Genomic DNA, 12456 nt, shown 5'->3' on the forward strand with positions numbered 1-12456 from the left:
AGAGATGTTCAATACCGCCCTCACCTGGAGTGATCTCGCCTTCCTTGCACAAGGTGCTGCGATGACGCTCGCCGTCACCGCCGTTTCGGTTACCGCCGGTACGCTGCTCGGCATCCTCTTCGGGGTGATCCGCGTTCAAGCCGGCCCCTACTGGTCGGCGCCGCTGACCTTCGTGCTCGACGTGTTTCGCTCCGTTCCGCTCCTGATCCAGCTCGTGCTGGCCAATGCCTTCCAGTCCATCGCCAAAATGGGCTGGGGGCCGTTCACGACCTCCTGCGTGGTGCTGTCGCTCTACACGGCCGCCTATTGCACCGAGATCGTGCGCGGCGGCATCTCGTCGGTGCCGCCGACCACACGCCGCGCGGCACGCTCGCTGGGCATGACCTGGTGGCAGGACATGCGCTACATCGTGGCGCCGCTTGCCACCCGCGTTTCGCTCCCGTCCTGGATCGGCCTCACGCTCGGCGTCATGAAGGACTCGGCACTCGTGCTCTGGCTCGGTCTGATCGAGCTTCTGCGCGCCTCGCAGATTCTCGTCACCCGTCTGCAGGAACCGCTGTTCATTCTCCTGATCTGTGGTGCAATCTATTTCCTCATCAGCTTCCCCATCGCCCGGCTTGGTGGGTATCTCGAAAAACGGTGGTCCCCCAATGATTGAGATTGAAAACGTTCGCAAATCCTTCGGCCCGCTGGAAGTTCTGAAGGGTATCGACCTCACCGTGAAGAAGGGCGAAGTCCTGACCATCATCGGCGGCTCCGGTTCCGGTAAGTCAACGCTGCTAACCTGCATCAACGGGCTCGAGACCATAGACGGCGGACGAATCGTGGTCGACGGCACCGATGTGCATGCAAAAGCGACGAACCTCAACAAGCTGCGCCGTAAGCTCGGCATCGTCTTCCAGCAGTTCAACGCCTTCCCGCATCTGACCGTGCTCGAAAACGTCATGCTCGCCCCGCGAAAGGTGCTGGGCCAGTCGAAAGCCGAGGCTGAGGCCATGGCCGTAAAACAGCTCACTCATGTCGGCCTTGGCGACAAGCTTTCGGTCTATCCCAACCGCATGTCGGGCGGCCAGCAGCAGCGCATGGCGATTGCCCGCGCCCTTGCCATGTCCCCGGCCTACATGCTGTTCGACGAAGTGACCTCGGCGCTCGACCCGCAGCTCGTCGGCGAAGTTCTCGACACGCTGCGCATGCTCGCCTCCGAAGGCATGACGATGATCTGCGTCACCCACGAGATGAAGTTCGCCCGCGAAGTGTCCGATCGGGTGGCCTTCTTCCACAAGGGCGTGATGGCCGAGATCGCCCCGCCGGAAGCGCTGTTCGGCGCGCCGAAGGATCCGGAACTGCAGAAGTTCCTGGCAGCGACGCATTGAGCCGATCATGAAGGATGCAGCTCAACCTGACGTCATTGTCATCGGCGCCGGCGTTGTCGGCCTTTCCGCCGCGATAGCGGCCCAGGCACGGGGGCTTTCGGTCACCGTGCTCGACCGGGAAGGCCCGGCAGCTGGAGCCTCGGCGGGAAACGCCGGGGCCTTCGCCTTCACCGACATCCTGCCGCTCGCCTCGCCCGGCATCCTCAAGAAGGCGCCGAAATGGCTGCTCGACCCGCTCGGGCCGCTGAGCATCCCGCCGGCCTACGCCGCGCAGATCGCGCCGTGGATGTTCCGTTTCTGGCGCGCCTGCTCGCCAAAGCGGGTGGCGCATTCGACGGCCGCCCAGACGGCGATGATGGACCTCTCCAAGGTCGAGCTGGAGCCGTTCCTTGCCGCAACCGGCACCCTGCCGATGCTGCGCAAGGATGGCAATCTTCAGGTCTATGAAAGCGAGGCCGAACTCAAGGCTTCGCTGCCCGGATGGCGGGCGCGTGCGGACCATGGCATCGAATTCCGCCATATGGGCGCAGCCGAGATGGCCGAGATACAGCCAGGTCTGGCGCCCCGCTTCACCCATGGCACGTTTACGCCGGGCTGGTTTTCCATTGCCGACCCGAAGCTCTATACGCTGGCGCTGGCAGAACACTTCCGCGCCAAGGGCGGGGCGATCGAGCGCGCCGACGTTACGGCCCTGGCGCCAATCGATGGCGGCGTCGAAATTCGGACCACAAGTGGCGCGACGCGGCGGGCGGCACAGGTCGTGCTCGCGGCCGGTGCGTTCTCCCACCGGATTGCCAAATCTCTCGGCGAGAGCATCCCGCTCGAAACCGAGCGCGGCTACAACACCACGCTGCCGGCAGACGCTTTCGACCTGCGCACGCAGGTCACCTTCGGCGGTCATGGCTTCGTCGTCACCCGGCTGTCGACCGGTGTCCGTGTCGGCGGTGCGGTCGAGCTCGGCGGGTTGCAACTGCCGCCGAACTACCGCCGGTCCGAAGCCATGCTGCAGAAGGCACGAACCTTCCTGCCGGGGCTCAAGCCCGAAGGTGGCGTGCAGTGGATGGGCTTCCGCCCGTCGCTGCCCGACAGCCTTCCGGCCATCGGCCGCGCCCGCGCGACATCGCGGGTTGTCTACGCTTTCGGTCACGGCCATCTCGGCCTGACCCAATCGGCGGGCACCGCCCGGCTTGTCGCGGATCTTTTGACCGGCCAGGCTCCGACGATTGACATCGCCCCCTTCTCGCCTCAACGGTTCTGACAGAGGTTTCGACCATGGCCACCTACACCTTCTCCTGTATCGACGGGCACACCTGCGGCAATCCCGTCCGCCTCGTTTCCGGCGGCGGTCCTCGTCTTGAGGGCGCCAACATGCTGGAAAAGCGCGCCCATTTCCTCAGAGAGTTCGACTGGATCCGCACCGGCCTGATGTTCGAGCCGCGCGGTCATGACATGATGTCCGGCTCGATCCTCTATCCGCCTACACGGCCCGATTGCGATGTCGCCGTGCTGTTCATCGAGACCTCCGGCTGCCTGCCGATGTGCGGCCACGGCACCATCGGCACAATCACCATGGCGATCGAAAACGGCCTGATCACACCGCGCGAGCCCGGCAAGCTGTCGATCGACGCGCCGGCCGGCAAGGTCGACATCAGCTATCGCCAGGAGGGCCGCTTCGTCGAGGAAGTGCGCCTGACCAACGTCCCCGGCTTCCTCTATGCCGAGGGACTGACGGCCGAAGTCGAGGGCCTCGGAGAGATCGTCGTCGACGTCGCCTATGGCGGCAACTTCTACGCCATCGTCGAGCCGCAGAAGAATTTTCGCGATATGGCCGACCACACGGCCGGCGAACTAATCGGCTGGAGCCCGAAACTGCGCGCCGCCTTGAACGCGAAGTACGAGTTCGTCCATCCCGAGCATCCGGAGATCAAGGGGCTCAGCCACATCCAGTGGACGGGCAAGCCGACGCAGGCCGAGGCTCATGCCCGCAACGCCGTGTTCTACGGCGAGAAGGCTATCGACCGCTCTCCCTGCGGCACCGGTACCTCGGCCCGTATGGCGCAGCTTGCCGCCAAGGGCAAGCTGAAGGTCGGCGACGAATTCGTACATGAATCGATCATCGGCTCGCTGTTCAAGGGTCGGGTCGAAGCAGCGACCAAGGTCGCCGACCGCGATGCCATCATCCCCTCCATCGCCGGATGGGCGCGTATGACCGGTATCAACACGATCTTCATCGACGATCGCGATCCCTTCGCCCACGGCTTCGTCGTAAAATGAAAAATCCGTTCTCCGCTCGCAGTATCCTTGGCGGCACGGCCGAGGGGCCGATCGTTGCCGCACCGGAAGCACTGAGCTTCTGGGGTGGTGTCGATCCGGCGACCGGAGCGGTGATCGATGTCCACCACCCGCTGCACGGGACCTGTCTCACTGGCAGTATCCTGATGATACCGTCGAGCCGGGGCTCCTGCACCGGCTCGGGCGTTCTGCTCGATCTCGCGTTGACCGGCCGTGCACCGGCAGCCCTGATCTTTTCCGAAGCCGAGGACGTTCTGACCCTCGGCGCGCTGATCGCAGCCGAGATGTTCGGCAAGCCGCTGCCCGTCCTGCGCCTTTCGTCCGATGCCTTCGCAGCGCTCGCTGAGGCGAAGACTGCACACATTACCGATACGGCGATCGAGGCCGACGGCCTGACGATCACCATCGCACCGCTTGCGACCGCGGCGCTCGATCTTGATGAAGCGGACCTCGCCATGCTGGATGGCCGAGACGGCGTAGCGGTTGAGGTCGCGATGCGCATCATCTGCGCCATGGCCGCTCAGCAAGGTGCCAGGCGACTCCTGGCCGTGACGCAGGGTCATATCGACGGCTGCATCTATGCCAGCCCCGCCAATCTGACCTTCGCGGAAAAAATGGCTGATATGGGCGCGCGGGTCCGGCTGCCGACGACAATGAACGCCATCTCTGTCGACCGGGCCAACTGGCAGGCGCAGGGTGTGCCGGCGTCGTTCGGCGATCCGGCCGCGCGGCTGGCCGACGCCTATGTTCGCATGGGCTGCCGTCCGACCTTCACCTGTTCCCCCTATCTGCTCGACAGCGCGCCTGAGGCCGGAGAGGCAATCGCCTGGGCGGAATCCAACGCCGTCATCTACGCCAATACGGTGCTCGGCGCCCGCACGGCGAAGCATCCGGATTTCCTCGACCTCTGCATCGCGCTGACCGGCCGCGCGCCGCTCTCCGGCGTCTATCTCGACGAACACCGCAAGGCCCGCCGCGTGATCGACGTGGAGCTGCCTGAAGGGGTGGACGACGCTTTCTGGCCGCTCATCGGCTATCTGGCCGGGCGCGCTGCGCCGGATTGCATCCCGCTTCTGCGTGGCCTTGCCGCAGCAAAACCTTCGGCCGACGACTTGAAGGCGCTGTGCGCCGCCTTCGGTACCACATCGGCAGCGCCGATGCTGCACATTGAAGGTGTCACGCCGGAGGCGGAAGGTGCGGCGACAAGCGACGCTGGCATTGTTGTAATCACCCGCGCCGAGATGGCAGCCGCCTGGACCCTGTTGAACGAGGGACCGGAGGACGTGGATCTGGTCGCCATCGGCAGCCCCCACGCCTCGCTCGGCGAATGTCGGACTCTGGCGGCAGTGCTTGCCGGTCGCAAACGGCACAGGAATGTAGCGGTGATCGTTACCGCCGGCCATCAGGTGATTGCCGCTGCGCGGGCGGAAGGAACACTTGCCGCCCTGGAAGCAAGCGGTGTGCAGGTCCTGCCCGACCTCTGTTGGTGCTCGATCTCGGAACCGGTATTCCCGACGCGAACCCGCGCGCTAATGACCAATTCCGGCAAATATGCCCATTACGGCCCCGGCCTCTCCGGCCGTGCGGTCCGCCTCGGAAACCTTGCCGATTGCGTGACGGCTGCGCTGACCGGACACGTTCAGGCGCGGCTGCCGATTTGGCTCTCTCCGGCAACTCGGTAACGGCGGCCGCGAACACGCCTACAGATCAGGGGCACGGTCAACAAGGGTTTGGAACAGCACGTTTGCAGCCTCCTGAGGCGTCGAAGCGGTAAACCAGACAGGATCGGTCGTCAGGACGGCGTGCTCCGTCCAAGAGGCAGTGTCGGATGCCTCGCATTCGTAGACGCCGCAGGCGCGGTGCTGCTTTCGATTGAGCGCGATTTCGAGAATGCCCGAAGGCCGCGCGCCCGGCGCATCGAAGATCTGCAGGACGTAACCGCGGAACCCGGTTCTTCCACCCTTGGAATCGATCTCATCGAGAACGGACGGGCAGAGTTCCGCCTGTCCGACTGGAATAGGCCGTGTCCAGAACGGCCCTTGATCGCCTTGATCTGCGCGCAGCATCGCACTCGCCTCGTTCCCTCGGGGCAACGACCTTAACACTTGATCAGCACGAGTTCAGCCGACCCAAAATAGAATGCGGCCGAACGCTGTGACATGCTGGGTTGCAAAGCGTACCACTTTCGAGTGAGAATCCGGATTGGCGGGTCGTGCTAATCCTGCAACGTGCTAGAGCGGGCAATAGAGTACGCGGCAAGCGTCACACGACAGACGCGGGCCCATGCGATCGTTTACCGTGGCGGAGAGCATTTCCAGGAAAAGTTCGAAGCGGTTTTCCGTCAGGAAATGCTTGGAAATAATGAGATCGAGCGTTTCTGCGGCTCTGTGTGGACCGGAGAGGCTTTGGCAACATGAGGTTGGAACAATGCGCAGATTGATCGGCGGACTGTCAGTCATTGCATCCGTGGGATTTACGATCGGCATTGGCGCCACTGACCCCGTCGCAGCCGCAAATACATCCAAATTACGCTCAACGCGCAATGCCGATGTACCGGCGAAAACCGCGACTACACCAGCAAGAGGCAAGCGTCCCACCGTGTCGTGAACCACCCTCCTCCGAGGAACGGAGCCTACTACAAGGGCATATTCCGCGAATGAGGTGGGGGTACCAAGCACTGCCTGGAAGCCAGCAACGATCGCGGCGAATATCTGCAGCTTTACAGCCCGGCTTACCGCGAAGGCTTCTCTTCGGGATCGTCCAGCGCGACGACTATCGCGGTTAAAGTATCTGCGACCAAGGAGGCTCCTCTCCCTTGGGATTCGGTCCAATATCGAACGGCCAACACGATGTTTACACCATACGACCAAATGCCCGCCGGCACCCCTTCAAACTGAGGGTACTGCGCTCGGTGGCCATGGCTATATTCTACCATTGCGTGCAGGCGACACGGTCGCGGGCGATCATGCCGAACCGGAAGCCGCAATTTGTCCGGAGCCGGCCTCAGCTTTCGTTTCGAAGTCCGATTTGACGGTCTACCGGAAGTTTCGGCCGAGAGGTCCTTGCTCTCGAGCCGCTTCACCACGCCGCAGTGCCGAGCATCGCAGTCAAGACATCATCGTGCAAAGCATGGCCAGACGGCCGACAGAAATCCCTTCGTCAACACACGTGCCTGGCCCGGCAGAAGGGTCCGGCCAAAAGGAGGTCTCATGTCTCTCCACCAGGCATTCCTGGATTTCGGTTATGATCCAACCATCGTCGAGGTCGGGCGCACCATTCGGCCCAAGACGACAGGTGCGCCACCGGCTTCAGCAACCGTTAACGCCCAATATCTGCCACCACCGCAGGCGCAGGGCACGGCTCAGCATGTCGGCAGTCCCGGCAGCTGCGCAGCCTGGGCGTCTACCTATGGTCTTGCGACCTACACGGCGGCCGCCGCATCCGGCCAGTCGCCGTCGGGCGCGTCGCAACAGGCAAGCCCCGCCAACATCTATATCGAGGTCATGATCAACGATGGACAGAAGACGTGCAGCGGCTCGAATCTGGCATCCTACCTCAACATCCTGCAGCAGGGCGGCACGCCCAACTGGGCGACGGCCCCCTACTACCCCAACTGCCCCGAGCTTTGGTCCAGCTATGACCCCGACGCCACCGTCGATATCAGCTTCCAGATCCCCGGTTGGGCCATCGTCGAAACATCGGACCTCGACGCGATCAAGGCCATCATCGCTGGTGGTGGTGCGCTGTGCTACGGCACGGCTCTCAATTCCGGCTTCATGAGCTATAGCGGCCCTGGGCCATTGACGGGGCCGCTCGACAAGGTGCGGGGCGCCAACGGCAAGCTTGTCGGCCACTGCATGCTGATCATCGGCTACGACGATGCGCAACAGGCGATCCTCATCCAGAACAGCTTCGGACCGGATTGGGGCTGCCAATGGAACGGCAGCGGCGGTTACATCTGGATGAGCTACGAGCTGTTTCAGTACCTGGCACAGGGCCAGGCCATGTATGTGACGAGCTAGCCAGAGGGGCGAAGCTTCCCTCACGCACGCTATCCGGACGCCGCCGCGATCATGTGCGGCGGCGTCCGGTGAAAGGCGAAATCGTCGTGTGTTTTATCGCGGCGTGACGTCGAAGCCGAACCACTTTTCCGAAAGCGTCTTGATCGTGCCGTCCGCCTTGGCGGCAGCGATCGCCTCGTTGAACAGTGTCTTCAGCTCCGGATCCGTCTTGCGCAGGCCGACGGAACTGCCGCGACCGAGAAAGCCGCCCTGGAACCGGGGGCCGGTGGTGGTCATGTCCTCATTGCCCGGCTTTTCGGAAGCCGTCGTCAGGTAAGCCATCGAGGCCATCACCAGGTCGACGCGGCCAGCCGCGAGATCGAGATCGTGCTCTTCGGTCGTCTTGTATTCGCGCACCTCGACGACGCCCTTCAGATATTTGTCGACGAAGGCGGCACCCGTTGAGGCGATCTGGACGCCAATCGTCTTGCCTTCGAGCAGCGGCTTCAACTTCTCGATCTCGGCGGTAGCACCTGCCTCGTTCGAAGCGAGCGAAAACACCACGCCCTTTTCAGGCAGTGATGCGAGCGGACCGGATTTCAGCGTGGCGAAGGCCTGGCCGGTCGAACCGTAGGAGTCGCTGAAATCGATAACCTGCTCGCGCTTGGCTGTTGCCGACATCCCGGAAATGATCGCATCGAACTTGCCGGCGTTCAGCGCCGGGATCATGCCGTCAAAGTTCTGGACGCTGATCTCGCACTCGACCTTCATATGGGTGCAGAGGTATTTGCTGAGCTCGATCTCGTAGCCGTCAAGCGTGCCGTCGGGCTTGGTGAAATTGTAAGGCTTGAAGCCGCCTTCGGTGGCGATCGTCACATGTGTCCAGGTCTTGTTTTCCGCATGCGCGCCATTGGCGGCGAACATCATCGTCGCGATGCACAGGGCCTTCATTGTCGATTTGGTGTGGTTCATTGTAGTTCCCCTTTTTTGAGTGGTTAGAGCCGCCGGTTCACGCCTTGATGAACCGACGGAAGCGTTCGGATTTGGCGTTGCCAAATACCTCGTCCGGTCGACCGTCTTCCTCGATCTGACCCTGGTGAAGAAAAATGACCCGGCTGGAGACATCGCGGGCGAACCCCATTTCATGAGTCACGACCAGCATCGTGCGTCCCTCTTCGGCGAGCGCACGCATGACGCGCAGCACCTCGCCGACGAGTTCCGGGTCGAGCGCCGATGTCGGCTCGTCGAACAGCATCACGGCCGGACGCATCGCCAGCGCGCGGGCGATTGCCGCGCGCTGCTGCTGGCCGCCGGACAGGTGCGCCGGATAATGATTGCGCTTGGCCGCGATCCCGACCTTGGCGAGAAGGGCTTCAGCCTCTTCGAGGCACTCGGCGCGAGGGCGCTTCTGCACATGGATCGCCGCCTCGATGACGTTCTCCAGCACCGTCTTGTGGGACCAGAGGTTGAAGCTCTGGAACACCATGCCGAGGCGCGAGCGGATGCGATCCACCTGGGCACGATCCCTCGGACGGCTCTTGCCGTTGCCGGCAGCAAGCATCTCGATCGTTTCGCCCGCGACCGTGACCTCGCCACGATCCGGCGTTTCGAGCATATTGATGCAGCGAAGCAGCGTCGACTTTCCCGAACCGGACGAGCCGAGGATGGAGACGACCTCGCCTTCGCGCGCGTCGAGCGAGATGCCTTTCAAGACCTCGATCGGACCGAAGCTCTTGTGGATGTCCCGAACGCTGATGGCGACGGGCGCAATGGACGACGCGGGCGAACTCAATGCGCTTCTCCTTCGATGATGGCGGGCAGCACCGCAACCGGCTGCCTGAGATGCGGGCTCAGCCGGAACTCGACGAGCTGCACCAGGCGGGTGAGCAGGAAGTTGATGGTGAGATAGATGGCGCCGGCGACGACGAACACTTCGATCGCGCGGTAGCTCTCCGAGATGATGCGCGCCGCAACGCCGGTCACTTCCATCAGGGTGATAATCGATGCGAGTGAGGTCGCCTTGACCATCGAAATCATCTCGTTGCCGTAGCCGGGCAGCGCCTGCCTGACGCCGAGCGGCAGCGTGATGCGCCGGAAGATCATGAAGCGCGACATGCCGCATGCCCTTGCCGCTTCCACCTGTCCAAAGGGCACGGAAAGCAGGCCGCCGCGGACAATCTCGCTGGCATAGGCAGCGGTGTTGAGCGCCAGCGCCAGGACCGCACACCAGTATGGCTCCCTAAGCACGGGCCAAAGCAGGCTGTGTCGGATGGCCGGAAACTGGCTGAGACCGTAGTAGATGATGAAGATCTGCACGAGCAGCGGCGTGCCGCGAAAGACGAAGACATAGGCCTGTGCCAGCCAGCGCAGGGGGGCGATAGCCGAAAATCGGGCGACGGCGATGCCGACTGCCAGGATCGCGCCGAAGGCAATCGAGTTTGCCGCCAGCAACAGCGTCAGGGGAACAGCCGAAACGAGGCTGACAAAGGTTTCCTGAAGGAAGGTCCAGTCCATCAGCTTCTCCTCACGCCGCGGCTGAAATGACGCTCGGCCCGATGCAGGACGGTGCTCGATACCGTCGAGATCGTGAGATAGATGCCGCCGGCAATCAGGTAGAAATCAAAGGGCAGCCCGGTGGAGCCGGCGGCGATCTGCGCCTGGCGCAAGAGTTCGGCGACGCCGGTGATCGAGACCAGCGCACTCTCCTTGAGCACCACCTGCCAGACGTTGCCGAGGCCCGGCAGCGCATGCCTGAGGGTCAGCGGCGCGACGATGCGGCGGAACCGGAGCCACCGCGGCATGCCGCAGGCGATCGCCGCCTCTATCTCTCCGGGGTGAACCGCCCTGAAGGCACCACGAAAGACCTCCGTATGCTGCGCGCCCGAGGTGATCCCGACTGCAAGCATGCCGGCAAGGAAGCCGGGAAAGCCGATGAAGCCTTCAGCGCCGAAGAGATGTCCGACGGCGGAGATTGCAGCGGAGCCGCCGAAATAAAGCAGATAGATCACCAAGAGATCGGGAATGCCGCGCAGCACCGTCGTGTAGACGTCGGCAGCGAGGCGCGTCCCTGGTCCGCCCCTCACCTTGGCCCAGGCTCCGAGTACGCCGATGACGGCACCGGTCGCATAGCCCGACAGCGCGATCAGGATCGTCATCATGGCACCGGCAAGGAGGATGTTCCCCCAGCCACCGGGGCCGAAACTGATGAGTTCGAGGATACCGGGCTGGGTCACAAGGTTTGAACTCCCAGTTCCGCGGACCCAGTCGCGCGCGAGGGAAGAGGCGGGTTGACGTCATCGGGGATCGGATTGACGAAAGGCGTGTCGTCGAGACGGCTGCGATGGTCCGCCTTGGCGGCCGCCACCAGTTCTGGGTCCGCCATCAGATCGATGGCAAGGCTCGCCATGGCTTTCGCCGCATGCGCCATGCCCTTGTGCGCGGCCGGCAATTTTCCTTGCGCGACCAACTGCCAGGAATGGCCGGGCGTGCCGATCGCATAGGTCGCACCGCGCATCTGAACCGTCGGGACGACCCAGCTTACGGTTCCGACATCGGTTGAGCCGACGATGCTGCCGTCGCCGCCATAGAGCGGGTAGATCATGTCGCAGAGCGGCTGGCCCTTGCGCGGCGCCAGGCCAAAGCGTGCATAGGACGCGGCGATATCGTCGGGAGAATAGGTCGCCTGAAACTTTCGTGCCGTTTCGAGGTCGGCAGCATCGAAGGCGGCGGGACCCAAATGTTCGAGGCAGGTGTGGAGCCGTGCTTCCAGCGGGGCATTGCCGACAAGATTGGCATCGCCGCTGATCACCTCGTGGCGCACGGTCGTCTCGGTCATCAGCGCTGCCCCTTGCGCGATCTTCTTGACGCGCTCGATCAGGCCGAGCAGATCCGGCAAGGTGCGGGCGCGGATGAGATAGCGCACCGTTGCACGGGCCTGCACGACATTGGGCGCGTCGCCACCGGCATCGGTGATGGCGTAGTGGACGCGGGCGCTCGACGGCATGTGCTCGCGCATGTAGTTGACGCCGACATTCATCAGCTCGACGGCATCGAGCGCGCTGCGGCCGAGATGCGGCGTCGCCGAAGCGTGGGAAGCGCGACCGGAGAAGTGGAAGTTGATCTCGTTGCAGGCAAGCGAGATCGGGTTGTTGACGCCGGAAAAGGCGGCCGGATGCCAGGAGATGGCGATATCGACATCGTCGAAAGCGCCGGCCCGCACCATGAAGCCCTTCGATGAACCGCCCTCTTCGGCGGGGCAGCCGTAATAGCGCACGCGCCCTTTGAGGCCGTTGGCCTTGAGGTAATCCTTGACGGCGGCAGCGGCGAGCATGGAGCCGGAGCCGAGCAGATTGTGGCCACAGCCGTGGCCGTTGCCGCCCGGCACGACTGGTCGCTCTTCGGCAAGGCCGGCGACCTGGCTCAAGCCAGGGAGCGCATCGAACTCGCCGAGAATGGCGATCACCGGACCACCTTCGCCCGCTTCGCCGATCAGCGCCGTCGGCAGGCCGGCGACATTGCGCTCAACGCGGAACCCTTCCGCCTCCAGCAGACGGGCATGCTCGCTCGCGGACTGAAACTCCTCGTAGTTGGTTTCGGGACTGTCCCATACGCGGTCGCTAAGCGCGAAGAATTCCGGGCTCTTTTCCTCGACGATCGACCATACGAGTTCGGTATTCTTCATTGGCATTCAGTGCCCCATATGCGATAGTTACCAATATTGGCGCCAATTTAGGATACAAAAATAAATTGCGCAATGGGCGGCGATGGATATTTTCGGTATCGATCGCAGA

Annotated in this window: 12 protein-coding genes; 6 read left to right on the forward strand and 6 right to left on the reverse strand. The window is 63.2% G+C overall.

All coding sequences use genetic code 11. The annotated features are described in order from the left end of the window. Nucleotides 1-4 precede the first annotated feature (4 nt). From ASD03_RS09110 to ASD03_RS09130, 5 genes are read left to right on the forward strand one after another with little or no spacing between them, the layout of a single operon-like run. On the forward strand, nt 5-658 hold the full coding sequence (locus ASD03_RS09110) for an amino acid ABC transporter permease (protein ID WP_025429442.1): 654 nt from the start codon (nt 5-7) through the stop codon (nt 656-658). Further along, nucleotides 651-1373: an amino acid ABC transporter ATP-binding protein gene (locus ASD03_RS09115; RefSeq protein ID WP_057212917.1), complete on the forward strand. Its 723-nt coding sequence runs from the start codon at nt 651-653 to the stop codon at nt 1371-1373. Before ASD03_RS09110 ends, ASD03_RS09115 begins: the two co-directional genes overlap by 8 nt. A 7-nt stretch (nt 1374-1380) precedes the next feature. After that, nucleotides 1381-2631: an FAD-binding oxidoreductase gene (locus ASD03_RS09120; RefSeq protein ID WP_057210041.1), complete on the forward strand. Its 1251-nt coding sequence runs from the start codon at nt 1381-1383 to the stop codon at nt 2629-2631. 14 nt (nt 2632-2645) lie between these two features. After that, nucleotides 2646-3647 carry a 4-hydroxyproline epimerase gene (locus ASD03_RS09125; RefSeq protein ID WP_025429445.1) on the forward strand — a complete coding sequence of 334 codons (1002 nt, stop codon included), beginning with the start codon at nt 2646-2648 and terminating at the stop codon, nt 3645-3647. Continuing rightward, entirely contained in the window at nt 3644-5347 is a 1704-nt protein-coding gene (locus ASD03_RS09130; protein ID WP_057212919.1) for an aconitase X, read from the forward strand. The genes ASD03_RS09125 and ASD03_RS09130 overlap by 4 nt, the downstream gene beginning before the upstream one ends. An 18-nt stretch (nt 5348-5365) precedes the next feature. On the opposite strand, the gene ASD03_RS09135 is transcribed toward ASD03_RS09130, so the two are convergent. Continuing rightward, the gene (locus ASD03_RS09135) at nt 5366-5731 is read right to left on the reverse strand and encodes a hypothetical protein (protein ID WP_057212921.1); all 366 of its coding nucleotides are present in this window, start codon (nt 5729-5731) and stop codon (nt 5366-5368) included. 1143 nt (nt 5732-6874) lie between these two features. On the opposite strand from ASD03_RS09135, the gene ASD03_RS09145 reads away from it, so the two are divergent. After that, entirely contained in the window at nt 6875-7687 is an 813-nt protein-coding gene (locus ASD03_RS09145; RefSeq protein WP_057212925.1) for a C1 family peptidase, read from the forward strand. 93 nt (nt 7688-7780) lie between these two features. Here the strand turns inward: ASD03_RS09145 and ASD03_RS09150 are convergent, their stop codons facing one another. The 5 genes from ASD03_RS09150 to ASD03_RS09170 are packed head-to-tail and all read right to left on the reverse strand — an operon-like array spanning nt 7781 to nt 12347. Beyond that, nucleotides 7781-8638, reverse strand: coding sequence for a transporter substrate-binding domain-containing protein (locus tag ASD03_RS09150; RefSeq protein ID WP_025429449.1), 858 nt, complete (start codon nt 8636-8638; stop codon nt 7781-7783). A gap of 37 nt (nt 8639-8675) precedes the next feature. Further along, the gene (locus tag ASD03_RS09155; protein ID WP_057212927.1) at nt 8676-9458 is read right to left on the reverse strand and encodes an ATP-binding cassette domain-containing protein; all 783 of its coding nucleotides are present in this window, start codon (nt 9456-9458) and stop codon (nt 8676-8678) included. Further along, nucleotides 9455-10180, reverse strand: coding sequence for an ABC transporter permease (locus ASD03_RS09160; protein WP_057212928.1), 726 nt, complete (start codon nt 10178-10180; stop codon nt 9455-9457). Before ASD03_RS09160 ends, ASD03_RS09155 begins: the two co-directional genes overlap by 4 nt. Next, nucleotides 10180-10899: an ABC transporter permease subunit gene (locus tag ASD03_RS09165; protein ID WP_057212930.1), complete on the reverse strand. Its 720-nt coding sequence runs from the start codon at nt 10897-10899 to the stop codon at nt 10180-10182. Before ASD03_RS09165 ends, ASD03_RS09160 begins: the two co-directional genes overlap by 1 nt. Next, nucleotides 10896-12347: a M20 family metallopeptidase gene (locus ASD03_RS09170; RefSeq protein WP_057212932.1), complete on the reverse strand. Its 1452-nt coding sequence runs from the start codon at nt 12345-12347 to the stop codon at nt 10896-10898. Before ASD03_RS09170 ends, ASD03_RS09165 begins: the two co-directional genes overlap by 4 nt. Between the last annotated feature and the right edge of the window lie 109 nt (nt 12348-12456).

This window comes from Ensifer sp. Root127, from assembly GCF_001425225.1.
In the GTDB taxonomy this organism is placed as follows: domain Bacteria; phylum Pseudomonadota; class Alphaproteobacteria; order Rhizobiales; family Rhizobiaceae; genus Ensifer; species Ensifer canadensis.